At 48.1% G+C, this 26,681-nt stretch carries 22 protein-coding genes; 14 read left to right on the forward strand and 8 right to left on the reverse strand.

The window, feature by feature from the left end; genetic code table 11:
* The first annotated feature begins 5 nt into the window (after positions 1-5).
* Entirely contained in the window at positions 6-710 is a 705-nt protein-coding gene (locus B5Z18_RS22895) for a hypothetical protein (protein WP_079471858.1), read from the forward strand.
* Positions 711-754: 44 nt separating this feature from the next.
* A complete protein-coding gene (locus B5Z18_RS22900) occupies positions 755-3,181 on the forward strand; it encodes an AsmA family protein (RefSeq protein ID WP_079471859.1) in 2,427 nt (808 codons plus the stop codon).
* Positions 3,182-3,224: 43 nt separating this feature from the next.
* Here B5Z18_RS22900 and B5Z18_RS22905 read toward each other — a convergent pair whose 3' ends face one another.
* On the reverse strand, positions 3,225-4,529 hold the full coding sequence (locus B5Z18_RS22905) for an O-acetylhomoserine aminocarboxypropyltransferase/cysteine synthase family protein (RefSeq protein ID WP_079471860.1): 1,305 nt from the start codon (positions 4,527-4,529) through the stop codon (positions 3,225-3,227).
* A 152-nt stretch (positions 4,530-4,681) separates the two neighbouring features.
* On the opposite strand from B5Z18_RS22905, the gene B5Z18_RS22910 reads away from it, so the two are divergent.
* From B5Z18_RS22910 to B5Z18_RS22930, 5 genes are read left to right on the forward strand one after another with little or no spacing between them, the layout of a single operon-like run.
* On the forward strand, positions 4,682-6,055 hold the full coding sequence (locus B5Z18_RS22910) for a 3' terminal RNA ribose 2'-O-methyltransferase Hen1 (protein WP_079471861.1): 1,374 nt from the start codon (positions 4,682-4,684) through the stop codon (positions 6,053-6,055).
* The gene (locus B5Z18_RS22915) at positions 6,052-6,813 is read left to right on the forward strand and encodes a nucleotidyltransferase domain-containing protein (protein ID WP_079471862.1); all 762 of its coding nucleotides are present in this window, start codon (positions 6,052-6,054) and stop codon (positions 6,811-6,813) included. The genes B5Z18_RS22910 and B5Z18_RS22915 overlap by 4 nt, the downstream gene beginning before the upstream one ends.
* Positions 6,803-7,879, forward strand: a complete 1,077-nt coding sequence (locus tag B5Z18_RS22920; protein WP_079471863.1) for a DNA polymerase beta superfamily protein — start codon at positions 6,803-6,805, stop codon at positions 7,877-7,879. Before B5Z18_RS22915 ends, B5Z18_RS22920 begins: the two co-directional genes overlap by 11 nt.
* On the forward strand, positions 7,863-10,466 hold the full coding sequence (locus B5Z18_RS22925) for a polynucleotide kinase-phosphatase (protein WP_079471864.1): 2,604 nt from the start codon (positions 7,863-7,865) through the stop codon (positions 10,464-10,466). The genes B5Z18_RS22920 and B5Z18_RS22925 overlap by 17 nt, the downstream gene beginning before the upstream one ends.
* Before the next feature lie 37 nt (positions 10,467-10,503).
* On the forward strand, positions 10,504-11,454 hold the full coding sequence (locus B5Z18_RS22930; protein ID WP_079471865.1) for an NADP-dependent oxidoreductase: 951 nt from the start codon (positions 10,504-10,506) through the stop codon (positions 11,452-11,454).
* A 237-nt stretch (positions 11,455-11,691) separates the two neighbouring features.
* Here the strand turns inward: B5Z18_RS22930 and manA are convergent, their stop codons facing one another.
* Positions 11,692-12,894 (reverse strand): mannose-6-phosphate isomerase, class I, encoded by a 1,203-nt coding sequence (gene manA / locus B5Z18_RS22935; RefSeq protein WP_079471866.1) that lies wholly within the window; start codon positions 12,892-12,894, stop codon positions 11,692-11,694.
* A gap of 146 nt (positions 12,895-13,040) precedes the next feature.
* On the opposite strand from manA, the gene B5Z18_RS22940 reads away from it, so the two are divergent.
* A complete protein-coding gene (locus B5Z18_RS22940) occupies positions 13,041-13,391 on the forward strand; it encodes a YraN family protein (RefSeq protein WP_079471867.1) in 351 nt (116 codons plus the stop codon).
* Positions 13,392-13,478: 87 nt separating this feature from the next.
* Positions 13,479-13,646: a hypothetical protein gene (locus B5Z18_RS32575; protein WP_159454397.1), complete on the forward strand. Its 168-nt coding sequence runs from the start codon at positions 13,479-13,481 to the stop codon at positions 13,644-13,646.
* Positions 13,647-13,809: 163 nt separating this feature from the next.
* On the opposite strand, the gene purB is transcribed toward B5Z18_RS32575, so the two are convergent.
* Positions 13,810-15,147, reverse strand: a complete 1,338-nt coding sequence (gene purB, locus B5Z18_RS22945; protein WP_079471868.1) for an adenylosuccinate lyase — start codon at positions 15,145-15,147, stop codon at positions 13,810-13,812.
* 142 nt (positions 15,148-15,289) lie between these two features.
* On the opposite strand from purB, the gene B5Z18_RS22950 reads away from it, so the two are divergent.
* Both B5Z18_RS22950 and B5Z18_RS22955 read left to right on the forward strand, forming a co-directional pair.
* On the forward strand, positions 15,290-16,042 hold the full coding sequence (locus B5Z18_RS22950) for a menaquinone biosynthetic enzyme MqnA/MqnD family protein (RefSeq protein WP_079472474.1): 753 nt from the start codon (positions 15,290-15,292) through the stop codon (positions 16,040-16,042).
* Positions 16,043-16,248: 206 nt separating this feature from the next.
* Positions 16,249-16,908, forward strand: a complete 660-nt coding sequence (locus B5Z18_RS22955) for an NADPH-dependent F420 reductase (RefSeq protein WP_079471869.1) — start codon at positions 16,249-16,251, stop codon at positions 16,906-16,908.
* A 53-nt stretch (positions 16,909-16,961) separates the two neighbouring features.
* Here the strand turns inward: B5Z18_RS22955 and B5Z18_RS22960 are convergent, their stop codons facing one another.
* Positions 16,962-18,593, reverse strand: coding sequence for a M1 family metallopeptidase (locus tag B5Z18_RS22960; protein ID WP_079471870.1), 1,632 nt, complete (start codon positions 18,591-18,593; stop codon positions 16,962-16,964).
* A 45-nt stretch (positions 18,594-18,638) separates the two neighbouring features.
* Between B5Z18_RS22960 and B5Z18_RS22965 the strand changes: the two genes are divergently transcribed.
* Together B5Z18_RS22965 and B5Z18_RS22970 are read left to right on the forward strand one after the other, a co-directional pair.
* Entirely contained in the window at positions 18,639-20,282 is a 1,644-nt protein-coding gene (locus B5Z18_RS22965; RefSeq protein ID WP_079471871.1) for an ABC transporter substrate-binding protein, read from the forward strand.
* A 112-nt stretch (positions 20,283-20,394) separates the two neighbouring features.
* Positions 20,395-21,171 carry an acyl-CoA desaturase gene (locus tag B5Z18_RS22970; RefSeq protein WP_079471872.1) on the forward strand — a complete coding sequence of 259 codons (777 nt, stop codon included), beginning with the start codon at positions 20,395-20,397 and terminating at the stop codon, positions 21,169-21,171.
* Between the two features lie 108 nt (positions 21,172-21,279).
* Here B5Z18_RS22970 and B5Z18_RS22975 read toward each other — a convergent pair whose 3' ends face one another.
* From B5Z18_RS22975 to B5Z18_RS22990, 4 genes are read right to left on the reverse strand one after another with little or no spacing between them, the layout of a single operon-like run.
* Positions 21,280-21,867, reverse strand: a complete 588-nt coding sequence (locus tag B5Z18_RS22975) for an HAD family hydrolase (protein ID WP_079471873.1) — start codon at positions 21,865-21,867, stop codon at positions 21,280-21,282.
* Positions 21,864-22,595 carry an SDR family oxidoreductase gene (locus tag B5Z18_RS22980; RefSeq protein ID WP_079471874.1) on the reverse strand — a complete coding sequence of 244 codons (732 nt, stop codon included), beginning with the start codon at positions 22,593-22,595 and terminating at the stop codon, positions 21,864-21,866. The genes B5Z18_RS22975 and B5Z18_RS22980 overlap by 4 nt, the downstream gene beginning before the upstream one ends.
* 26 nt (positions 22,596-22,621) lie before the next feature.
* Positions 22,622-23,953, reverse strand: a complete 1,332-nt coding sequence (locus B5Z18_RS22985; RefSeq protein ID WP_079471875.1) for an FAD-binding oxidoreductase — start codon at positions 23,951-23,953, stop codon at positions 22,622-22,624.
* Complete coding sequence (locus tag B5Z18_RS22990; RefSeq protein WP_079471876.1) at positions 23,953-24,840, reverse strand: decaprenyl-phosphate phosphoribosyltransferase; 888 nt, start codon at positions 24,838-24,840, stop codon at positions 23,953-23,955. Before B5Z18_RS22990 ends, B5Z18_RS22985 begins: the two co-directional genes overlap by 1 nt.
* A gap of 114 nt (positions 24,841-24,954) precedes the next feature.
* On the opposite strand from B5Z18_RS22990, the gene B5Z18_RS22995 reads away from it, so the two are divergent.
* Entirely contained in the window at positions 24,955-26,586 is a 1,632-nt protein-coding gene (locus tag B5Z18_RS22995) for a hypothetical protein (RefSeq protein ID WP_079471877.1), read from the forward strand.
* The last annotated feature ends 95 nt before the right edge of the window (positions 26,587-26,681 follow it).

A 26,681-nucleotide genomic window follows, 5' to 3' on the forward strand; every position in this document is an offset into this window, starting at 1 on the left:
GTAGTATGTCATTTATCGATAACAGTTTATTACTAACAGCAGTTACCATCAGCTGTCTTCATACGGCCTCCGGCCCGGATCATTATGTGCCTTTTATCGTTTTTTCCCGTACCCGGAAATGGTCGGTGGCTAAAACCATCGGGTGGACGGCCCTCTGCGGCCTCGGACACGTAATGAGTTCGCTCGTGATCGGGATGATCGGCGTAGTGCTGGGATGGCAGTTATCGCGCTTTACCGCTATCACAGAAGTACGTGGCGGCATTGCGGGATGGGCATTGCTGATATTGGGGCTTTTTTACCTCATTTGGGGATTGTATAAAGCCATCGCCAACAGGCCACACAAACATTTTGATGTATACGACGATGGCGATATGTATGTTTATCAGCATCGTCATAATGAAGCCTACGTAGCGCCGCAGAAAAGGATCCGCGTAACGCCCTGGATCCTGTTTGTGATATTCGTAATGGGGCCCTCTGAACCCTTGCTGCCGTTATTGTTTTACCCGGCCGCGCAACAATCTGTACCCGGCATTGTAATGCTGATCGCTACTTTTACCTTCTTTACCATTCTCACCATGATCATTATGGTACTGCTGGGATACTATGGGTTTTCCCTCATGAAACCCGTTGCTACGGAAAGATATATGGCCGCCATCAGCGGCGCTGCGGTTACACTCTGTGGAACGGGCATGGTTTTTATGGGTTGGTGAACTGTTTAGCAGCTCAGCTGTTATAGCAGATAAACCTTTACCACATGAGAAAATGGCTCAGGATCATCCTTATTACCGGCGGTATATTTATAGCACTCCTGGTGTTGTTAATCCTGGGTATGACCTGGTACATACATGCCAATAAAGACAATTTCCTGAAACAGATCACGGCCCAGCTCAATGATCGCCTGAGCGGGAATATCCGTATCGCTGATATGGAACCTTCCCTGTGGAAGAGCTTTCCCAATGTATCTATCGCCCTGAAAAAAGTAGTACTGGAAGACAGCCTCTTTCAGCAACATCATCATCCATTGATGGATGTTAACTACATTTTCGTACGGGTAAACACGTTATCACTGTTACGCAAGCACGTAGATGTAAATGAAATCACCCTGCAGGATGGTACCATCTTCCTGTATACTGATACCACCGGCTATTCCAACACATATGTGCTGCAACGGAAATCGGCCGCGAAGAAAAGCAATGGGGCAAAAGATGCCAGCATCAAAAAACTGATGCTAACGAACATCAGTTTTATTATAGATAACCGGCAGAAGTTTAAATTATTCCAACTGGATATACGCCAGTTGGATGGCAAGGTGAGTGCCACGGACAGCAGTGTACAGGTTACCATAATATCGGATATCCTGTCTAAAAGTTTTGCTTTCAACACCGTTAAAGGAAGTTATCTGAAAGATAAAAAACTGCAATTAAACCTCTCCGTAATATTCAATAAGCGCACAAAGATTCTCACGATACCATCACAGGAGATCCGCATAGATGACCACCCGGTGCTCATTACCGGGCAGTTTGGCTTTAGCGAAAAGCCGCCGCCGTTCCAGCTGAAAATTAATGCCAACCAGGTATTGCTGCATGATGCGGCCTCCTGGTTGCCGCCCACTATCAGCACCAAATTAAGCAGCATTACCCTCACCAAACCACTGGACGCTGAGGCTAACCTCAACGGACATATGAAATACAGGGATACGCCCAGAGTACTTATCACCTGGAAAACGACTAATAACGTACTGGTAACTACAATGGGCGAATGGACCAACTGTAATTTCACCGGAAGGTTTAATAACGAGGTGTTACAGGGGCAGGGTCACAATGATGAAAACTCCGCCGTCAATATTTTTCAGCTGAGCGCTACGCTGGCAGGAGTACCGTTGAAAGCGGATACTATCCGCGTGGTGAACCTGAAGCAACCTTTGCTCCACGGCCACTTCCGGTCAAATTTCCCGTTGACTAACCTGAACAGCGATACCGGGGAAAGCCCCATCTTATTCAAAGATGGTAACGCCAACGCAGATTTGTACTACACAGGCCCCGTACTGGCCAATGATAATACCCCTTCTTCCCTGCAAGGGGTGGTACAGGTAAAACAAGGCGCGTTTACTTACCTGCCGCGTAGCCTGTCTTTTCATGATGCCAGCGCCACCCTGCGTTTTACCGGGCAGGATCTGATGCTGGAAAATGTCAACATACAAACACAGAAAAGCAGCCTGCAAATGAACGGCATGGTGAAGAACCTCCTGAACCTCTATTTTACCACACCGGATAAAATTGAACTCACCTGGAATATCCGAAGCCAGCTGGTAGATCTGAATGAATTCAAGAGCTTCCTGGCGCCACGGCGAAAAGCCAAACCATCCCGCAGCCAGCAGAAAGCCAAAATGACCCGCGTGAACCGGCAACTGGATGTAGTGCTGGCGTCCAGCAATGTAAACATGCAGGTGCAGCTGGATAAGATCATCTTTCAGCGTTTCGCTGCGCAAAATGTTAAAGCCTCCGTACAACTAACGAATACGGATATACTATTAAAGCAGATCGCCCTGCAGCATGCAGGTGGAAATATGCAGCTGGCCGGCGTGATGCACCAACAGGGGAATAACAACAACTTTAACATGAATGCTACGGTGAACAACGTGCACATCAGCCAGTTGTTCTATGCATTTGATAACTTCGGAATGTCAGCCCTGAAATCAGATAACCTGAGAGGAAATGTATCGGCAAAGGTGAACCTGAAAGGGAATGTACTGGATAATGGGAGTCTTGCTAAAAACTCCCTCTACGGTACCATCAACTTTAACCTGAAGAACGGCGCCCTGATTAACTTTGGGCCGCTCGCAGATATCGGCAACTTCGCCTTCCGCAAGCGCCGCCTGGATAGCATCACCATCGATAATCTGTCCAACACCTTCCAGGTACAGGGCAATAAAATACTGATCCCACCCATGCGCATCGCTTCCAGCGCCATAAATATTGATGTGAACGGGGTATACGGAATAGATGGAGGCACCAATATCAACCTGGATATTCCGTTAAGAAACCCGGCGAAAGATTCGGCCATCACGGACAGTGCAGAGAAGCGCAAACGCAGCAGGAAAGGGATTGTTATACACCTGCATGCAGTATCGGAAAAGGATGGTAAAGTGAAAATAAAGCTGGGGAAAGGAGATGGCGATTAAAGGGTGACTTTTGCGGACCATCACAAAAGTCACCACACTATTTTTAAGCTACCGTTTGGAATGCCTGTTCAAGATCTCCCTTAATATCGCTGATATGTTCAATACCCAGCGAAATGCGCAGCACGCCTGGCGCTACACCCGCTTTCCTTTGCTCTTCTTCGCTCAGCTGCTGGTGGGTAGTAGTAGCAGGATGGATGATCAGCGTTTTGGAATCGCCTACATTGGCAAGATGATAAATTAACTTTAACGCCTGTACGAATTTATCGGCCGTTTCTTTTCCTCCCTTGATCTTAAAACTCAATACGCCGCCAAAGCCATTTTGCAGGTACTTCTTCGCCAGTGCATGGTATTTGTTGTCTGGAAGGCCCGGGTAGTTTACCGATTCCACCTGCGGATGTTGTTGCAGCCACTGTGCCAGGGCGAGTGCATTATCTACCGTCCGCTGTACCCGGAGGGAGAGGGTTTCCAGCCCCTGCAGGAACAGGAAAGAGTTTTGTGGCGCCAGTGCCGGTCCCCAGCTGCGTAAGCCGGCCACACGCGCCCGGATAATGTAGGCAATGTTGCCAAACGGACTGTGCGAGCCAAATACTTCCCAGAACTTCATACCATGATAAGCCTCATCCGGTTCACTGAACTGTACAAACTTGCCATTGCCCCAGTTATAGTTGCCGCCATCCACAATGATACCGCCAATACTGGTGCCATGCCCGCCAATCCATTTGGTGGCGGCTTCTACCACCACGTTGGCACCGTGCTCCAGCGGACGGGCCAGGTAACCTGCCGCGCCAAAAGTATTATCCACTACCAGCGGAATATCATGTTTGCGCGCAATGGCGCTGATCTTTTCAAAATCCGGAATGGCAAATCCCGGGTTACCGATGGTTTCCACATAAAGCGCTTTTGTGTTTTCATCGATCAATGCTTCAAAGCTCTCCGGCTTATCAAGATCCGCAAAACGTGCCTCTACACCAATGCGCTTGAAACTCACTTTAAACTGGTTAAAGGTGCCGCCATACAGATAAGAGGAAGTCACAAAATTATCTCCCGGTAACAGGATATTATGCAGGGCAATGAACTGCGCCGCCTGTCCGGATGCCACGGCCAGCGCGCCTACGCCGCCCTCCAGCGCTGCCACTCTCTTTTCAAATACATCCGTGGTGGGGTTCATAATACGGGTGTAGATATTACCAAACTGCTTCAGCTGGAAAAGATCCGCCGCATGTTCCGCGCTCTCAAAAGTATAGGAGGTGGTTTGATAAATAGGCACCGCGGCCGCATGGGTAGAGGATTCAGGCTGATAACCCGCATGCACCTGTAACGTGTCAAAATGTAATGGCTGATTAGACATAACCGGAAAATTTAAAGGTTTGAATATAAGTCTACAAATATAGTAGACTAATTTTAATAACAAAATATTTTAACATGATTCTCACACAAAAAATAATATCTTCGGCACCATAATATAAAATGAATGTTTAAGTGAAGAAATGCAGTTGACCGATGTTATTAACTATTACCACCAAACGTTACCCCGCCACAGACCTGGGCTATCTGTTGCATAAACATCCCGCAAAAGTACAAACCGTTGAACTGACCGCAGGGAGTGCACACATCTTTTACCCGGAAGCAACAGACCATTCCTGCACCGCCGCGTTATTGCTGGACATTGATCCGGTAAGGTTGGTACGCGGAAACGGGAACGGCCACGACTTTGCACTGGAACAATATGTAAACGACCGTCCATACGTAGCGTCGTCGTTTATGAGCGCGGCTATATCGCAGGCTTATGCCACCGCTATGAACGGCCGTTGCAAAGACAAGCCACACCTGGTGGATGAAGCCATTCCGTTTGAAATTGGATTGTCTGTTTTACCGGTGAAGGGCGGTGAACCTTTGCTGCGCCAGTTCTTTGAGCCGCTGGGCTATGAAGTGAATGTGCAGGCACACCTGCTGGATGAACAATATCCCGCATGGGGCCAGAGCCGTTACTTCAATGTAACCCTCCGCCATACACTGCCGCTGAAAACAATCCTGAAACAACTGTATATCCTGGTGCCGGTTTGCGACAACGACAAACATTATTTCGTAGGCGGCCATGAAATAGAAAAGCTGATGGAGAAAGGAGAGGGCTGGCTGGATGCGCATCCGGCCAAAGAACTCATTACCCGCCGCTACCTCCGTAATATTGCGCCACTGGCCAAACAGGCGCTGGAGCTGATCATGAAAGACGAAGTACTACCCGTAGAGGAAAAACCGGCGAAAGATAAAGTAAAACTGCATGACCTCCGCCTGCTAACGGTAAGGGATATACTCCAGGAATTAAATGTATCCACGGTAGCAGACATGGGTTGCGGGGAAGGGAAACTGCTCCGCCTGCTGATGGAGAAATCACAATTCAAAAAGATCCTGGGAATGGATGTAAGCTATCGCGCACTCGAAATTGCACTGGATAAAGTGAAGCTCGACCGCCTCCCCGAAATGCAGCGTAACCGCATACAGCTCATCCAGGGATCACTAACGTACAGGGATAAACGCCTGGAAGGTTTTGATGCCGGCGTACTGGTGGAAGTGATTGAACACCTGGACGAATCCCGCCTCCAGGCACTGGAAAAAGTAGTATTTGAATACGCCCGGCCTGCCCATGTGATTATTACCACGGTAAATGCAGAATATAATGTGATGTATGAAAAGCTTACTGCTGGCTCGTTCCGGCATGGAGATCACCGTTTTGAATGGACACGCGCACAATTTGAAACGTGGGCCAACGGCGTAGCCGCACAATTTGGTTATATTGTATCTTTCAGGCCACTTGGAGAAATAGATGAAACACTGGGCGGACCCAGCCAGCTGGCCTTATTTAAACGATCATTATGAGAGACATTATATTAGAGAAAATAAAGGAACTGGAACAACAGCATCAGGTAAAAGTATTGTATGCCTGCGAATCCGGCAGCCGCGCATGGGGATTTGCTTCTCCCGACAGCGACTACGATGTGCGCTATATTTATACCCGTCACAGGGATAGCTACCTGAGTATCACTGAACCACGCGATGTAATTGAATTACCGGTAGATGAAGTGCTGGATGTAAGCGGATGGGATATCCGCAAAGGATTACAGCTGTTCCTGAAATCCAATGCCCCGCTGTACGAATGGTTACAGTCGCCCATCATCTACAAGGAAGAAACGGATTTTAAACAAACAATGACAAGCCTGATGGAAAAGTACTTTTCACCACGCTCAGGTTGTCATCATTATCTCTCTATGGCTTTCAATGTTTTCTCCAACGAATTACAGGGAGAAGCCATCAAGCTGAAGAAGTACTTCTATGTATTGCGCCCAATGCTCGCCTGCCAGTGGATCCTTGCCGGTAAAGGTGTGCCGCCGATGGAGCTGGAACCGTTACGTACGTTAATTACAGATAATGCTATTCAGGCTATCATCGATAAACTGCTGGAACTAAAAGCCACTGCGGATGAGCAAGCCACGGTAACGCCTGATCCTGTACTGCACCAGTGGATGGCATATACCCTGGAAGATTGTAGAATGCAGGCAGCAGAATTACCGGCCATAAAGAACGATACTGCAGAACTGGATATGCTTTTCCGGAAATATATTTCGTATGACTTTTGAAGCACTGCAACAGCAACGGGAGTACATCCTGCTGGAATGCATCAGCGGCAGCAAGGCGTATAACCTGCAGGTACCCACGTCAGATACAGATATCAAAGGCGTATTCATTTTACCGCAAAGCGAACTGTATGGGATGACCTACACCCCGCAGGTGGCCAATCAAAGCAACGATGAAGTATACTTTGAAATAAAACGTTTCCTGGAACTGCTGGATAAAAACAATCCTAATATCCTCGAACTGCTGAGTACTGCAAATGGCAACCAGTTGTTCCGGCATCCGCTGATGAACCTCATTCAGCCAAAAGACTTCCTGTCGAAGCTATGCCTGGAAACTTTTGCAGGCTACGCCAAAACACAGATAAAGAAAGCAAAAGGACTGAATAAAAAGATTAATCAGTCGCATGGAACAGAAAGGAAAGACGTAACTGAATTTTGCTACGTAATTGCAGGCAGCCGCAGTGTTCCCTTACGGGAGTGGCTACACGAAAACAACCTCTCGCAAAACGATTGCGGCCTTGCGCGGATAGACCATTTCCGGGATGTATACGCGTTGTATCATACCAGCCAGTTTGAACCCGGTGTTACCTTTAAAGGGATCTTCTCCGGTGCCGATGCGAATGATGTGCAACTCAGCAGCATCCCGAAAGGGCCGGACCCGTTGGCGATTATGCAGTTTAACAAAGACGGCTATACGGTGTATTGCAAAGACTTTGCATCCTATTGGGAGTGGGTGGAGCTGCGCAATGAAGCCCGCTACGAACATAACCGGGAACTCGGCGCAGACTACGACAGCAAGCACATGATGCATACCTTCCGCCTGCTCACAATGGCTGAAGAGATTGCACGATACAAGGAAGTACGGGTGTATCGCAACGACCGCGATTTTCTGCTTCGTATCCGCAACGGGGAGTTTACATACGACGAACTGCTGGATATGGCCACCCAAAAATTAAATGACATGGAACAGCTGTATGCCGCTTCCGATCTTCCGGATCACCCGGACCCGGAGCTGGCCGCCAGCCTGTTAATCAGAATAAGAGACGAATTTTATGTCCCGGAGAAATAGACAATTATCACATATCTCCATACCGGAATTATCACTGGTATTATTGATCGGCCCATCTGGCGCCGGTAAGTCCACGTTTGCCCGCCGCTTTTTTAAGCCTACCGAAATTGTTTCGTCGGATGTGAGCCGGGGCTTGATCAGCGATGATGAAAACAACCAGGCGGTTTCCGCCGATGCTTTTGAAGTAGTTAGATTTATAGCCGCAAAACGGTTGAAGCTGGGGCTGCTCACCGTGATAGACGCCACCAATGTGCAGCCGGAAGCGCGCAAGGAATGGGTGCGGCTGGCCCGCGAGTATCATGTACTCCCGGTGGCCATTGTACTCAATATGTCGGAGAAAGTATGCCAGGAGCGCAACAACCTGCGGAGCGACCGTAATTTCGGTACGCACGTGATCCCGCAACAGATCAGCCAGCTCCGGCGCGGTGTCCGCTACCTCCGGGACGAAGGTTTCCGTCACATCTTTGAACTGCACTCGCCGGAAGAGGTGGAGCAGCTGGAAACCGTTACCCGTAACCCGTTGTACAATAATAAGAAAGATGAACACGGACCTTTTGATATCATAGGAGATGTACACGGTTGCTACGATGAGCTGTGTACCTTGCTGGGTACATTGGGCTACGAAGTAGATAAAGAAAACTATACCCTGATCAGCGCACCGCTCACTACTAACGCAGATGGATACACGCGTTTCCGCAAACCCGTGTTTGTAGGCGACCTGGTAGATCGTGGTCCGAAGTCACCACAGGTACTGCGGTTGGTAATGAACATGGTAAACAATGGCCTCGCGCTCTGCGTACCGGGCAACCATGACGCTAAACTGCTCCGCTATCTGAATGGAAAGAATGTAGTGCTACGGCACGGCCTCGAAGCAACGGTAGCCCAGTTGGCAGGTGAAACACCGGAGTTCCTTGCGGCAGTGAAACAGTTCCTGGATGGCCTCGTGAGTCATTATGTATTGGACGATGGTAAACTGGTGGTAGCACATGCCGGGTTAAAGGAAAACATGCAGGGGCGCGGCTCCGGCGCAGTAAGAGAGTTTTGCCTGTACGGTGAAACCACCGGTGAAACAGATGAATTCGGCCTGCCGGTAAGATATAACTGGGCGCTGGAATACAAAGGCAAAGCAATGGTGGTATACGGCCACACACCGGTTCCGGAAGCCAAATTTTTAAACAACACTATCGACATAGATACCGGTTGCGTATTTGGTGCTACCCTTACCGCACTGCGTTACCCTGAAAAGATACTGGTGTCAGTACCTGCACAGGAGCAGTACGCCGAGCCTGCCCGTCCCATTGGCTACAACCTGGAAAGCGCGTTAAGCCTGGAGCAGCAGTACGATAATGTACTGGACATAGAAGATTTTATCGGGAAGAAAATATTGCAGACAAACTACAGTCATAGTATCACTATCCGGGAAGAGAACAATATTGCGGCACTGGAAGCCATGAGCCGTTTTACTATCAACCCGAGGTGGCTCATATATTTGCCACCCACCATGTCGCCCGCTGAAACCAGCCGGGAAGAAGGAATGCTGGAGCATCCTGCGGAGGGCCTGCAATATTATAAAGAAGCAGGTATAGCAAAAGTAATTTGTGAAGAGAAACACATGGGCTCGCGCGCGGTGGTAATTGTTTGCCGCGACGAAGCCACGGCTGTAAAACGTTTTGGCGTTGCAGGAGAAGGTAACGGTGTGGTATATACGAGAACGGGCCGCAGCTTCTTCAACGATAAACAAACGGAACAGCACTTCATTGCCCGCATCAACGCAGCGCTGATCAGCACCGGCTTTTACGAAACCTTTGAAACCGATTGGGTATGCCTGGATGCAGAGCTGATGCCCTGGAGCGCAAAAGCCCAGGCATTACTGCAAAACCAGTACGCAACCGTTGGCACTGCCGCAGGGCAGGCGTTGCCCGTAGTGGTGGATGCGTTGCAGCAGGCCATTACACAGGGCGTACCTGCACAGGCGTTGCTGGAAAAGTATTCCCGCCGTCTCAAACAAACCAGCAGTTACGTAAAGGCATATCGCCAGTATTGCTGGCCGGTGGAGTCGCTGGACGATTATAAGCTGGCGCCGTTTCATATCATGGCCACGGAAGGCAAAACGTATTTCGATAAAGACCATGAATGGCACCTGTCTGCCATAAAAAGTATCTGCGCTGGTGATGAACAATTACTGATTGCTACCCCTTTCCTGGAAGTGGAAATAGGAAATGAAGCCAGTGAAAAAGCTGCCGTCACCTGGTGGGAAAATCTTACCGCCGCCGGTGGCGAAGGTATGGTGATCAAACCATCCACCTTTATGGCCAGGGATGAAAAAGGACTCATCCAGCCCGCTGTAAAGATCCGCGGAAAAGAATACCTGCGCATCATTTACGGTCCTGAATACGACGCACCGGAAAACCTGCACCGTTTGCGCAGCCGCAAGCTGTCGGGCAAACGCTCCCTGGCATTGCGTGAATTCGCACTGGGCCTCGAAGGGCTCGACCGGTTTGTAAATAATGCATCGCTGCAGGCGGTACATCAATGCGTATTTGGTATTTTAGCGCTGGAGAGCGAACCGGTAGATCCGAGACTGTAACCATGAAAGCATCTTTCTACATTAAAAAAACATAATTATGAAAGCCGTAGCCGTATCAAAATTCAAAGACATTCCTGTGGTGATGGACCTGCCGAAACCTGCAGTACGACCAGGCACTGTACTGGTAAAAGTAGCCGCAGCGGGGATGAATCCGTTCGACTGGAAAATGATCGATGGCATTATGGACGACGGGAAAACCAAACACCAGTTTCCGCTCATCATGGGCGTAGATGGTGCAGGCACCGTGGAAGAAGTGGGAGAGGGCGTTACCCGGTTTAAAGCAGGTGATAAGATCTACGGTCAGTTTATTCATTCGCCCATCGGCGAAGGCTCTTATGCCGAATACGCCATCGTGCCTGAAAAATCAGGGATTACCAAAGCGCCAACCAGCCTGTCGGCCGTTGAAGCTGCTGCGGTACCCACTGCCGGTATGACCGCCCAGCAACTATTGGATAAACTGGATCTCCAGGAAGGAAATACACTGCTGATCAACGGCGCCACCGGGGGCGTTGGCTCGTTTGCGGTACAACTGGCTGCTGCGCAGGGTTTACAGGTAATTGCCACTGTTTCAGATGAAGCCGGCGCTGAAAGAATGAAGAAACTGGGCGCTGCAATAACTGTCAACTATAAAAAAGCGCCATTAACCGAACAGGTAAAAGAACAGTTCCCCGGAGGACTCGATGGGCTGATAGACCTGGTAAGTAAAACAGACGGATTTGAGGCGAACCTGGACTTGTTGAAACCCGGCGGCACTGCATTTACCACCCAATTTGTAGCAGAAGAAAATGCCCTGAAAGACAGGAATATCCGCGGAGGCAACTTTGAAACACAAGGTAGCGCCGCTTCGCTGGATACCTTAACACTGGCCATCGACCGGGGTGCGCTTACGATCCCTGTAGAAAATAAAATTAAACTGGAAGATGTGCCGGCTGCCATTGTCCTGAGCCGCCAGGCGAAAGGGAAAGGAAAAACAGTGATCGTTATTTGAGGGAACGCCTTCGGCGTTGAAATTGTCTTGGAACAGGATTACGCTGATTTTACTGATTTTTTTGATTTGATCAGCACTGATTTTTAAAGATTAGGGGAGATAAAGTGAGTATTCACATTATCTCCCCTAATCTTTTATAAAAAATCTAAAGAAATCCTAAAACTAAAAATCAGACTAATCAGTAAAATCAGCGTAATCCTGTTCCAAGACAATTTCAACGCCGAAGGCGTTCCTCCACTACACTCCAGCCGTTGCCTTAAACAACTCCGCCTCACCATCAGTACTGATTTCATAAGTGGCGCCATAGGCTGTAAAAGCACATTGTCCTTTTTGCAAAGTCAATGTATCCTCGCCTTTAATAGTAACGTTACCTTTCATTACAATCAGTATTTCCGCAGCTTTGGCGGTATGCTTGTATACCTGTCCGGCAGTAAGATCAATTTTACTCACCTCAAAGTCCGGCGCGGGGGAAGGATAAATTCTTTCCAGTCCATCTGCGCTTACATCGCCTTTAATGATATTCGGCTGTACCCCTTCAAAGCGGGTATGCTTCAGGAGTTCCGGTACATCCACATGTTTCGGGGTAAGACCGCCACGCAGCACATTGTCTGAATTAGCCATCAGCTCTACGTTCTGGCCTTCCAGGTATGCATGTGGAATGCCGGCGTCCTGGAACACTGCATCGCCGGGTTGTACCTGCATGATATTAAAGAAGTAAATAGAGAAGATGCCCCGGTCGAGTTTTTCCCTGCTGTTAGGATCATTCAAAACCGCACGGGCAGCCCAGAAACCAGGATCGCTTTTCGACAGCTTGTTGGATTTGTATGGAAGGATCATGCGGTCTGTCAGCGGGCGGAGAATGATATTCACCAGCGACTGCGGCATTTCCATTACATTTTTATACAGGCCATAGTAACCTTCTTTTTCGTATATGCTTACCAGTGAAGTAAATTCCGGAACGGTTTTCAGCACGTTCAGTAATTGTTCATGTGGCAGGAAGCCATGAAGGAGATAGAACTCACTCAGGGCCACCATAATTTCAGGTTTATGGTTATCGTCTTTGTAGTTACGGTTTGGTGCGTTCAAAGGAATACCTTCGGCGTTTTCTCTTGCAAATCCTTTCTCCGCTTCACTTTTGGTAGGGTGTACCTGGATAGATAACATGTCTTTTACATCCAGGATCTTAAAAAGAAAAGGCAGCTCCTTAAACCGTTCCCATACTGCCGGACCGGTAATGTTGGCCGGGTCCTGCCCAATCAGCTCATTCAGCGGCAGTTGCCCGCTGGCGGTAGTAATAGTGGACGGAGCGCTGGGATGCGCGCCCATCCAGTATTCTGCACTGGGTTGATTTGAAGGGGCAATTCCCAACAGCTCAGGAATATAGTTATATCCGCCCCATGCGTAATGCTGTACTTTTCCTTCCAGTCTGAATAAGTTCATATATAGTAATCTGTTTTACTTGTTAAATAGCAGAGAATCGATAATTTTATATGCCTGCAAAAATAGGTGTTAACCGTAAATAATTCCCCCGCACCAGGAAGTAAATTATTCAGGCAGTTGTTTGTAATACCCAAACCCAATAGCAAATGGCCAATCATCTGTCCCTGGGGCAACAGGGCGAATCAATTGCACAGGCTTATGTTAGCCGGTATTGTACCATCCTGCATGTAAACTGGAAATCCGGCAGGAAGGAAATAGATATCATCGCCCGGAAAAACGAACAGATTTATTTCATCGAAGTAAAAACACGCAGTACAGATCGCTTCGGCTGGCCCGAAGAAGCCGTGAACGCCCGCAAGGAAGAACATATCCGCAGCGTGGCAACCGACTATCTCCTGTATTATAACCTTAACCCGGCAGCCATCCGGTTTGATATTATTGCCATCACATTTTCAGGAGAAAATTATGAGTTGGAACACCTGAAAGATGTGTTCTGAACGCGGGTTTCCCGCTTCAGATCGTTAACCAGTTATTAACAAAAAAATGCCTGTGATTATTCTTTAATACTATGATATTATATATCTTTGTACCAGCTTTTAGAACCTACCCCTGAGTTGTTATATACCCCCGGTATCCCGGTAGATTTCAGGCAAAACATTTTCTCTGAAAAGATCTGGTGCAATGGTCAGCGCGACCTGTGCAGGCACTTTATCTATACCAACAGGAGAGATGAACAACGGCGATACCAGTAACAAAGAAAGAAACAGGGGAGTAAAAATTAATACACATTTGACAGCGTTTGTTTAACCGCGGCTATTACGCTACTAAACGCATTGATCACAGGAAGTTGCTTTCGGGAGTCAGAAAGTAAAAAAAAAGCTCCGTCTTACAAGACGGAGCTTTTATGTTTTATGCTTACCACAAACCGGTGTAGTTGTGTGGCGTAATGGCTTTCAGTTCTTTTTTGAGGGCAGCGCTGATCTTCAGTCCATCCACAAATTTATGCATGCTTTTCTGCGTGATCTGTTCTCCGCCACGGGTCAGCTCTTTCAGTGCTTCATATGGCTGCGGATAGTTTTCACGACGTAATACAGTTTGAATGGCTTCTGCTACTACCGCCCAGTTATTTTCCAGGTCGTCTTTCAGCTTGGCTTCATTCAGGATCAGTTTACTCAGTCCTTTCTGAATAGATTTGGTAGCCAGCAGGGTATGACCAAACGGAACGCCGAGGTTACGCAATACTGTGGAATCGGTCAGGTCGCGCTGCAGGCGGGAAATGGGCAGTTTGGCGCTCAGGTGCTCAAACAGGGCATTCGCCAGTCCGAGGTTGCCTTCTGCGTTCTCAAAATCAATCGGGTTCACTTTATGCGGCATGGCAGAAGAGCCCACTTCATTCTTCTTGATCTTCTGTTTGAAATAATCCATAGAGATATAAGTCCATATATCACGGCAGAAGTCAAGCAGGATTGTATTGATCCGTTTCAGCGCATCAAATTGAGCAGCGATGTTATCATAATGCTCAATCTGCGTGGTATACTTCATACGTTGCAGGCCCAGCGTGGTATTCACGAACTTCTCGCCAAACTTTTCCCAGTTGATCTTGGGGAAAGCTACGTGATGCGCGTTGAAGTTACCGGTAGCGCCGCCAAACTTTGCTGCGAAAGGAATATGCCCCAGCAGGTTCACCTGTCCTTCCAACCGTTCTACAAACACCAGGATCTCTTTACCCAAAATGGTAGGGGAGGCTGGTTGACCGTGGGTACGCGCCAGCATCGGTACTTTCATCCAGGACAATCCCAGCTTCTTCAGCTCCAGGATCATATTGGCCAGTGCAGGCATGTACACGTGTTCTATGGCGTCTTTCCAGAACAGCGGGGTAGCGGTATTGTTTACATCCTGTGAAGTAAGACCGAAGTGCACCCACTCCAGTTTGTCTTCCAAACCCAGGTTCTTCAATTCATTCTTCAGAAAATATTCAACTGCCTTTACATCGTGGTTGGTAATTTTCTCTGTGTCTTTGATCAGTTGTGCGTTCTCGATGGTGAACTCCTGGTAAATTTTACGCAGGGCGGGGAACTTGGCTTTCGGCAGCGTAAACAGCTTCTGCTCGGAGAGCGCAATAAAATATTCCACCTCTACCATCACACGGTAACGGATCAACGCAAATTCAGAAAAATAATTGGCCAGCTCGTCCAGTTGCTTGCGATAGCGCCCGTCCAGCGGAGAAATGGCAGTTAAAGGTTGTAGTTGCATAATGTATGTATTCCAGTATTACTATTAACATGTTTGAATGGCTGCAAGTTCTCCCTAAATCCTGATTTACAGGACCACAATTATTCATTTGGAACTTGTTAACCGGGATTTAATTACTTTTGCAGCTTCAAAATTACTGAAATTGGAACGGAAAGTAAAAGTTGCGGCTGTAAGTTATTTGAATACGAAGCCTTTATTGTATGGATTCAGGAATCATCCGGTGATGGAGATGATGGAATTATCGATGGATTATCCCGCTAAAATAGCCCAGCAGCTGATAGATGGAGAGGTAGACGTAGCGCTTGTGCCGGTAGCCATTATTCCTAAATTAAAGGAATATCATATCATAGCAGATTATTGTATCGGAGCCGAAGGACCAGTGGCATCTGTTTGTTTATACAGCGAGGTGCCTTTAAATGAAATCAAACGTATTTACCTGGATTACCAGAGCCGCACTTCTGTAGCGCTGCTCAAAGTACTGGTACACGAATACTGGAAGCTTGGTGTGGAGTTTGTAGATACCAACGGGGATTACCAGGACAAGATCAAGGGAACCGATGCCGGCCTGGTGATCGGCGACCGCGCCCTGGAACAACGCAAAGTATCGCCATATATATATGACCTCGCAGAAAACTGGGTGCGTTTTACCAGCCTGCCGTTTGTTTTCGCCGCCTGGATCAGTAACAAACAACTGCCGGCAGCGTTTATAACGGAGTTTAACAACGCCACGGGTATCGGAATTCAGAATATTCCGGCGGTAGTAGCCGAAAACCCTTACGCAGTATACGATCTTACCACTTATTATATTCATAATATCAGTTATCCGTTAACGCCGGCGAAGCGACAGGGCATGCAAAAATTCCTCGGATACCTGCTACAGGAGCGGGTTGTATGATCAAGTCCACGTCCCCTCCACGTCCCCTCCGTATAAAGTCCATGTCAAAGGCATGTCCTAAGCATGTGTAAAGCATGCGCTAAGTATATCCGAAGCATTGGCAAAGCATATTTAAAGCAGAAAGGATAAAGCATCACTTTATCCTTTCTGCTTTTTTAAGTATCTTCATGATTCGCACAATCATCTGCTTAAATTAATCTACGCTCATGAAAATCGGTATCCTTGGAAGCGGTCCTGTAGGATTAACCCTTGGTAAAGGGCTTATTCAGGCAGGACATCATGTTACAATCGGTACCCGTAACCCCGCGAGGGAATCCCTGCAGCAATGGATAAAAAAGCAAGGCAAACAGGCAATGGCAGGCACTTTCAGACAGGCATCCGAATTCGGGGAACTGCTGCTGATCTGTACCAGCTGGGCCGGTACCCAAAAAGCCATTGAAGCCGCCGGAATATGGAACTTCAAAAACAAAACAGTAGTGGATGTGACCAATCCACTCGATGGCAAAGGCCCCGATGAAAGCGGACGACTCACCTTCACCATCGGTCATAATAACTCGGCAGGGGAACAAATACAAGCCTGGCTGCCTCCGGATGCCAATGTGGTAAAGGCCCTCAGCTGTATAGGCCATGAAAAAATGTTGCTCCCGGATTTCAAAGAAGGAGCCCCCACCATGTTTATCGCCGGCAATAACAACGATGCCAAACGGGAAGTGACCAACCTGCTGCACCAGATTGGCTGGCTCGATGTGGCTGATATGGGAAAGATAGAAATGAGCCGCAGCATAGAACCTCTCTCTATTTTATGGGCTGCCTACGGCTTTCTGAACGACAGCACCGGTCATGCCTTCAAATTACTGAAACGATAAAATGAAAAGAGGGACCAGCTATCAGCTGATCCCTCTCTTATATATCCGTGTACTTACTTTACCTGTTTGGAATTTATATAGAAGTTTTTATCTACCTCAAAGTTCTTCAGGTTACTTAAAGTAATATTGGAACTCCGCCATAACGTTCCGGGGTATATCAGCTTAAACCCGTTATCACTCAGCTTCACCTTCACCGGCATATTAAAATCCTTTACATCAGATACCCAGCGGTACTGGATCTGCTGTCCGTTGAAACGGTACTCCAGCGTAGGAATGGTAGTATGCCGCAGGTACTGGTCAAATACTTTGCTGAGGTTCATACCTACTACCTGGCTCATATACTGTTCTATTTCCTGCGTGGTCACAGTCTGGTGGTAGAATGTTTTGTTCAGCCCGCGCAGCAACTGGCGGAAGGCTTCGTCGTCTTCCATGATCTGCCGGATGTTATGCAGCATGTTGGCGCCTTTATAATACATATCACCGCTTCCCTCTGCGTTTACGCCATAGGGAGGAATGATGGGCACATCATTTAAGATATTTTTACGGATGCCCTGTACATATTCCTCCGCGGCTTTATGTCCATACTGGCATTCAGTAAAAAGGGTTTCGGAATAGTTGGTGAAAGACTCATGGATCCACATGTCTGCCAGGTCCTTGCTGGTAATACTGTTACCAAACCATTCATGGCCGCTTTCATGGATAATGAGGAAGTCCCACTTCAATCCCCAGCCGGTACCGGAAAGATCCCTGCCGGAGTAACCCATGAGGTATTTGTTGCCATATGCCACACCGCTCTGGTGTTCCATACCCAGGAACGGCGCTTCTATCAGTTTGTAACTGTCTTTATAAAAAGGATACTTACCAAACCAGTATTCAAAACATTTCAGCATCGGCTTCACCACTTTGAAATGTTCCCGCGCTTTGTCTTCATTATAATCCAATACCCAGAAACCAAGATCCAGTTTGCCGCCTTCACCATGCCAGGTATCTTTCATCTCTATATAGTTACCTACGTTCACCGCCACATCATAATTATTGATAGGGCTGCCCACATACCATACAAAGGTTTTGGTGCCATCGGGGTTGTCGATGGTCTTTTTTAAACGGCCATTGGATACATCCGTCAGGTCCGCCGGAACGGTTACGCTGATGGTCATGTCTTCCGGTTCATCGCTTTGCGTGTCTTTGTTCGGCCACCAGATGCTGGCGCCCAAACCCTGGCAGGCAGTGGCTATCCACGGACGGCCCTTTTCATCTTTAGCCCATACCACGCCACCATCCCACGGAGCTTTTAATGCCTTGCGGGGTTTACCGCTGTAATACACGGTAATCTTTTTTGATTTGTCTTTTGCCTGCAGCGACACCATCTTTATAAACCAGGCATTGCCGTCGCGGATAACGGTGAGCGACTTCTTATCCTGTACCACACTGTCTATCACCATAGGTACCTGCAAGTCTATCTGCATCACGGAATCGGTTTTCAGCACCTGGTAGGTAATGGTATTAAAGCCGCTGAAGGTGCTGTCGTCCGGGTTTACCTGTACATGCAGGTCGTAACTGGTAACATCCCACCAGGCGCGCTGAGGAGTGATACTGCCTCTCAGCGTGTCAGCCCTGCTGAACTGTTGTGCCCCTGCAGTTAATGTTGCCAGAAGGGCCATACAAAGCATTGGTATGCCGCGCATATTTATTCGTATATTTTAACCTGAAAGATATTAATTTACTGCCAAATGAAAAGTTGTTATTGTCAGGTGGTTATATGCAGATGGGGGCTTGCAGTGTTATGCAGCCTCTTACTTGGGGCATGCGGTAGCCCGGAAGAACAGTCGCTGCGGGTATTCCGGTATAACAGTACCAACGGACTTGCCAGCCTGGACCCCGCATTTGCCAAAAGCCAGGAAGTAATATGGGCGGTAAAGCAATTGTACAATACGCTGGTAGAACCCGACACCAACCTGGTGATCCGCCCTTCGCTGGCCAAACAGTGGCGCGAGTCCGCCGATCACCGCACCTATACATTTGATCTCCGGACAGACGTGTATTTCCACGACAACGACATCTTCCCCGGAGGCAAAGGCCGCCGGATGACGGCCCACGACGTGGTGTATAGTCTCCGCCGTATCATGGACCCGGCCACGGCCTCACCCGGCGCCTGGATCTTCAACGGCAAGCTCTCCGCCGACAGCGGCTTTAAAGCCCTGAACGATTCCACCTTTGAACTCACGCTCTACCGGCCGTTCCACCCGGTGCTGGGAATTCTCAGTATGCAGTACTGCTCCATTGTGCCACATGAAGCCATTGAGAAATACGGGAAAGACTTCCGCAACCATCCCTGTGGTACCGGGCCATTCCGCTTTTTCCTCTGGGACGAAGGACAGGCGCTGGTGCTGCACCGTAACCCTGCTTACTTTGAAACAGATGACACCGGCCATCGCCTGCCTTACCTCGAAGCCGTTCAGGTAGGCTTCCTCGAAAGCAAAGCATCGGAGTTCCTGCTGTTCCGCCAGGGGCAACTGGATTTCATGAACGATATAGACGCCTCCTTTAAAGATGAAGTGCTCACCAAACAAGGCAAACTCCGGAAGGAGTGGGAGGGCAAAATGGTGCTGAGCAAACATCCTTATCTGAATACAGAATACCTCGGAATTCTTGCGGACAGCACCAATGCGCTTGTAAAGGAGTCGCCGCTCCGCTGGAAAAAGGTGCGCCAGGCCATTAACTACGGTATCGACCGTACGAAAATGATGACCTACCTCCGCAATGGCATAGGCACCGCCGCTACAGCAGGATTTGTGCCCGCCGGGCTGCCTTCTTTCGACGCCCAGAAAGTAAAGGGCTATCCCTGGAACCCGGCCATGTCACGGCAACTGCTCCGCGAAGCCGGCTTCCCGGATGGAAAAGGACTACCCGTTATCAAGCTGTTGTCTATTCCCATCTACGCCGATCTCGCCAACTACGTGGCCAATGAGCTGGAAAATGTTGGCATCCGCATCCAGGTGGAAGTGGTGCAGAAAAGCCTGCTGCTGGAGCAAACCGCTAAATCACAGGCGCTGTTTTTCCGCGGCAGCTGGATCGCTGATTACCCCGACGCAGAAAGCTACCTGGCTATGTTTTACAGTAAAAACCCGGCGCCGCCGAATTATACCCGCTATCATAACCCGGCGTTCGACCGGCTCTATGAAACATCCCTGGAGGAAAATAACGACAGTATCCGGTACATTCAATACCGCGAGATGGACAACCTGATCATGGCAGACGCCGTAATAGTGCCCCTGTTCTATGATGAAGTAGTACGACTGGTACAGCCAAACATCTCCGGATTCACGGGTAACGGTATGAATCTCTTAGAGTTACGTCGGGTAAAGAAAAATTAAAATTTAAAATTATTTTAACATTTCCTTCACCACCCGGAACAGTAAATCTGGCTTGATATCCACTAAATTAGCTTACCTTTGGCGCTTATTTGTCACTTTATAAAGTATAGAAATGACGGCGATCTTGATATTCTTTTGTGTGCATTGGTTCTTTTCCTTGTTTTTTCACACATTCTACTTACACCGTTATGCATCTCACCAGATGTATACTACCAGTAAATTCTGGGAACGATTCTTTTATTTCAGCACCTGGTTTTTCCAGGGTTCATCATACCTGATTCCAAGAGCTTATGGCGTTATGCACCGCATGCACCATGAATTCAGTGATACCGAACACGATCCGCATTCTCCGCACTTCTTCAAAGACGTTTGGGGCATGATGGTACAAACCCGCAAAATCTATAATGGTTTTGTAACCCGTACCAGTGAAGTGGATCCTAAATTTACCAAAGATCCGTTACCTGAATGGGATGCGATGGATAAATTCGGCGACAGCAACATCACCCGTTTCCTCTGGATGGGCGCTTATGTAGCATTTTATGTAGCATTTGTTCCTGCCGGTATGTGGTATCTTTATTTATTGCTGCCAATCCATTTCCTGATGGGACCTGTACAGGGCGCTATCGTTAACTGGTGCGGACATAAATATGGTTACCAGAATTTTGATAACAACGACCATTCCAGGAATACTTCTCCATGGGGTATTGTACTGATGGGCGAACTGTTTCAGAATAACCACCACAAATTTAAAGACAGTCCTAACTTTGCCAAGAAATGGTATGAGCTGGATCCAAGCTACCAGGTAATGAAGTTGCTGAACTTCGTTGGTATCATTAAGCTGAAACCCGCAATGGTTACAGCGCAGATGAAGAAAGCAAAAGCTGCCTGATAATACTTCGTACAATCAATCTGTTACAATAATAGAAAGTGCCTTGCCGTAATGGTGAGGCATTTTCTATTAGAGGAATAGCGGAAGGAGTTTTCCGCTATTCCTGTTTTACCGGAAGGGTTTAAAGGAAACATGCTGCGCCAGCGCCAGCATGGGCCGGTCGCCCTCACTATCGCCGTAAGCATATATTTCCCCGAAGTTTTCCAGGCGGTAAGCTTCACGGATGCGTCTTACCTTTTCTTCACCATTGCAGTTGATACCCTGTATATTACCGGTGATGACTTTATTTTTTACTTCGAGACGGGTGGCCAGGCAAACGATGTTTTCCCTCCGGCACCACGGCGCTACCCAGTCCTGCGCGGAAGCAGATACCACCACCACATGATGCCCCTGTTGCTGGTGATTTCGTATAGCCGCCAATGCTTGCGGACGAATTAACGCCGGCAGCTTCTCCCGGCAGAAACTTTCACAGCCTGTGGAAAAATCATGGACGGGCATTTCTGCAAAAAAATATTGCAGTACTTCTTCCTTCATCTGCTGTGCCGGCAACATTTTTAATTTGAAGCGCAGCAGTGCGGGCAGCAGTTGGATCATGCCTGCATACATAGCGGCGCGCCCCCTGTGATGGCGGATGATTTCCCATAGGGTATCCCTCGTAGTAATGGTTCCGTCGAAGTCGAAAAAAGCGATGGTCACAGGGAGAGTTTTTTGAAAATACCTTCAGGTATTAATTTGATAATGAGCATAATGTATCGCCAATGCCACTTTACATACAACACATTCTTTTTACGGTTCACTGCTTTAAAAACCGCGGTGGCCACTGCTTCCGGCTGGGCGGTGAGCAAGGGGGGCAGGGTCAGGTGTTGAGTCATACGGGTGTTCACAAATCCCGGTTGCACACTCATCACGTGAACGCCACTACGAAAAAGACGGTTTCTTAACCCGCTGAGATAAGCGGTAAAACCTGCTTTCGCACTGCCATAAATATAATTACTTTGCCGTCCTCTTTCACCTGCTACAGAGCTGATCCCCACAATGGTTCCCTGCTTCCTGGCTTCGTAGCTTTCCGCCACAATGTTTAGTATAGAAACGGCGCCGGTATAATTACTGTTAATAATGGTAGCAGCTTCCTGCCAGTTTTGCTGCGCTTTCTCCTGGTCGCCCAGGTAACCAAAAACGCAAACGGTAATATCGGGAGGAACAGGCAGGCCGGCGTAAAAAGCCGTGTGTGATGCGAAGTGGGCCGCATCAAACATATGCGTGGTGGCTTTAACGCCAAAACGCACCTGCAGATCCTGTTGTTGTGGTATCAAAGCGGCAGTATTCCTGCCGGCCAGTTGAATATCATATTTTTCAGACGCAAACTTCCGGGCAATGGCAACCGCCATGTCTGAACCTGCGCCAAGTATTAAAAGGGTAGACATGAGTGTACTTGGTTAATCAGGGTAAACTATTTCGTCAGTGATAAACGCTCCGATTGGAGAGATTCAAAACGCGCGTTGTTGTTATATTGTTTTACAATTTCGGCAAACCGGCCGGCATTAGGATAGCTGTTCCAGAAAATTTTCTGCTTCATCCTCGCGTCTTTCGAGAGGTATAAACGGCCGCCATACTGCAGTACAATCTCATCCAGCTCATCCAGGAATTCAAATAACCCTTTGCGGATGGGGAAATCCAGCGCGAGGGTATATCCTTCCATCGGAAAGGAGATGAGGCTGTCCTGTTTACCAAACACCTTCAATACCGCCAGGAACGAACCCCAGCCTTTATCACTGATCCGTTGCAGGATAGCTACCAGGCCATCTTTCTGCTCAAGGGATACCACAAACTGGTATTGTACAAACCCGGCCTTGCCATACCCGCGGTTCCAGTGAAGGATGGCGTCCAGCGGATAAAAGAAGGGTTCATACGGGATTACCTTGTGCATCACCTTCTTATAATTCTTCCCATAGTATAACCAGTTAAACGCTTTTACAGTAAAAGTGTTCAGTACAAAGGAGGGGAGGTTGAACGGCAGGGTCAGTTTTCGTTTAGCCGGGAGGGTGAGCGGGGCTTTCTGTTGTGCCGCATTCAGTTCTTCCGGGGTAGCATGTTCACCAACAATCAGGATACTCCGGCCAAAGGAATCGCCTTTCTGAAGGCAATCGATCCAGGCCATAGAGTAGGTATAGTGTTTATATTCATCAAACAGCCGGATCACTTCCTCCAGGTTTTTAGCCTTCAGTTGTGTTTGCCGGATATAGGCAGTGGCTATTTTTTTGAGGCCGAATTTCACACGGGTGATTACCCCGGTAAGGCCCATGCCACCGCAGGTAGCCCAGAAAAGATCTTCGTGTTGTGTGGCGGAACAGCAAATGGTTTCGCCGCTGGCGGTTAATACATCCATATCAATGATATGGCCGGAGAAGGCGCCATCTACGTGATGGTTTTTTCCGTGTACATCGGAAGCTACAGCTCCGCCTACCGTAATATATTTGGTGCCGGGTGTTACAGGTAAGAACCATCCTTTCGGAACAATAATATCCAGTATCTGGTCCAGCGTTACGCCTGCCTGTACATCCATGATCCCGTTGGCCGTGTCAAAGGAAAGCATCTTATCGTACTTCAGCATGGAAATGCTGTGCTTTCCCAGGGAGGCGTCGCCATAACAGCGGCCATTGCCCCGCGCAATCATGTGGGTATTGGCTACCACATATTTACGAAGCTCATCTTCCTGGGTAAAAGCATTTTCGTCGCTGTCAACAGCAGGGAAGTTCCCCCAGTTGGCTAACCGTTTTTGCATTATTCAAAAAATGTTTTATCTGTCGGTAAATAAATTAATACATAAAAACTCAGGACCCACAGGAGGATGGTTAATTGAATAAAACGGTCTTTATATAGGATTTTGGTTGGAGAACCAGTACTGTTCTGTACGTAGGTTATTTGCAAATATCGTAATAATCCGCCAATTACAAACAGGGTAGTGTAATAAAGGCGATAGGTATGAAACCTGGCCTGTGTTTCAGGAGAAATCGTATACATCAGGTAGGCGACTATAATAACGGCGGAAACAAGCGCCAGCATCACGTTCAGGAAATCCATATTATAACCCTGCGCGGCCTTGCGCATATCTTTTCCCGAGTCCTGTTTGATTATTATATCGTCACGGCGTTTGGCAATGGCCATAAAAAGAGACAACAGGAAGACCATAATCACCAGCCATTCCGATAACGCTACTTTCGCGGCCACACCGCCGGATTTAACCCGCAGCACAAATCCGGTTGACACAATTATAATGTCGAGGATAGAGATATTCTTTAGCCCCAGGCAATACAGGATGTTTAACACAAAATAGATACTCAGCACAAAAACAAACTTATCACCTACCATAATGGCGAATGCGTAGCCGGCGGAAACGCAGATAATAAAGAGGGCGAGGGCGGCCGGCCGGCTGATGGCCCCGGAAGCCAGGGGGCGTTTGCATTTTACCGGGTGGAGGCGGTCTGCCTCAATATCGCGGTAGTCGTTCAGTATATAAATACTACTGGCAATGAAACTGAAGGCAAAGAACGCTACCAGTACATCAAGCAGTTTATCAGGCTTAAAAATCTCTCCCGCAAAAAACAGGGGAATAAACAGGAAGGCATTCTTTACCCAGTGTTTGGGTCGTAGCAGCTTTAAAAATTTCACGGAACCTGGAGTTGTTTGGTATGTTAGATGGGTCTAATTTACAATTTATTCAATTACTTTTGCAGCCATTCATGTTACTGAATAGTCAGCAATTACAGCGAATCCCAATCTACTATGCCCAAATTTTCACTGAAAGGCCGTCGCCCGGCCATTGCCGAAAGCATTATTATCATCGCACTGGCCCTGGTGCCATTATTTGTAACATTCCCGTACCGTGTTAATATTTTCCTCTCCTGGGAAGGTGCTTACCGGATATCATCCGGCCAAATTCCCTTCCGGGATTTTGGCTCGCCACTCGGTTATGGCTTCTGGATTTTCCCGGCCATCTTCTTTAAACTATTCGGACCGGAACTCATTTCCCTTGTAAAGGCGCAGGTGCTCCTGAATATCATGGCGGGCTTTGCTTTCCGTTCTATCCTGAAAAGTATGGGCGTGCAGCCCGGTGTCAGGCTCCTGTCGGTACTGGTATTTGTATTGTCCTATTCCTTCTTTAATTTCTGGCCCTGGTATAATCACACGGTGATTGTATTTGAACTGGTGGGCCTCAGCTTCCTGTTCCGGTCCTTCTTTTCGGATAGCCGTTCACGTAGTTACCTGTGGATGTTTGGAGCCGCTTTCTTTATCTTCCTCTCCGTTTTCACCAAACAGGACGGCGGCGGAATGGCGTTTATGCTATGCCTGTTGTTCCTGGCGTATAATAGTTTCCAGACACGCCGCTGGCTGGACCTGCCCATTTTTGTAGCTATGTTCGCCGTGATTGCCGCCGTCATGATCCTGCCGCTGATGCCGGGATTCGGGTACTGGTTTAACCACGGACAGCCACCACACAGCTCCCGCCTGGCCTTCAACGATTTTACGGACGAAATATTTGGCAGCTCTAACTGGATCAAGGCATATGTAGTGCTGGTGGTGCTGTGTATTGTGGCGAAAGTGAAAGCGTGGGGCGCCTGGCTGCAGCAGCGCAGGGAGGTACTGTTTGCATTGCTTACGCTGGGTATGTTGGGCGAAGCCGCCATTTTCCAGGTAACAAGCTACACGCCGCCGGACAATAATATCTTCTTCCACAGTTTCGCGTTTGCGTTTATTGCTTCTTATTTACTGGACTTACTGAAGATAAATATCAACTCATTCCGCCCGTTGCTCGGAGCTGCTTTTCTCGTGCTTTTCTGGTGGTCTGGTACCTGGTGGAAATATATAGGCCGTTTCACCGACCGTCTGTTTCCGGCGCAGGAAACGGTGGCTATGGGAACCCCCGGTCATGAAAATGTGGTGAACCGGCATAACTTTATGCTCAACAACGACACTACCGATGTGCCGGTGTCGTCCTGGGTGTTTTCCGATCTCCGTCCTTTCCGCAAAATATATATGCCTGCTTCCACGGTAAAGGGAATGGAGAAGATTATGGCGCTGCCGGTGGTGGCCGAAAAGAAAGGAGATATCAAAGTACTGAACATGTCGGAGCTTACCCCGCTGGCAGCAGCAATGCCTTACAAACTGGAAACCGGTCCCGACTATCCATTATGGTATCACCTGGGAGTGGGGATGTTTAACAGGCAGTTAGCCACCTTTACCCAAAAGGTGCGCGACCATCATTACGACCTGGTGATCTACGAATATGCCCCCAGTTTAAACAACTTTTATCCCTTTGCTTTGAGAGGAGAGCTGAAGCAACACTACCACCAGGTAGACAGCTTTCTTGCACCCAGAAGACCTACTAATGCAATTATAGAAGTATATGTTAAATAAATAATGTATCTTGTAGAGCGAAATAACGAAAATAACGTCGCCTGGTAATCTCCGGATATTAAAATACTATCATTATTACCAATGAAACAGCTCTT

The organism is Chitinophaga ginsengisegetis (assembly GCF_900168065.1).
In the GTDB taxonomy this organism is placed as follows: Bacteria; Bacteroidota; Bacteroidia; order Chitinophagales; family Chitinophagaceae; genus Chitinophaga; species Chitinophaga ginsengisegetis.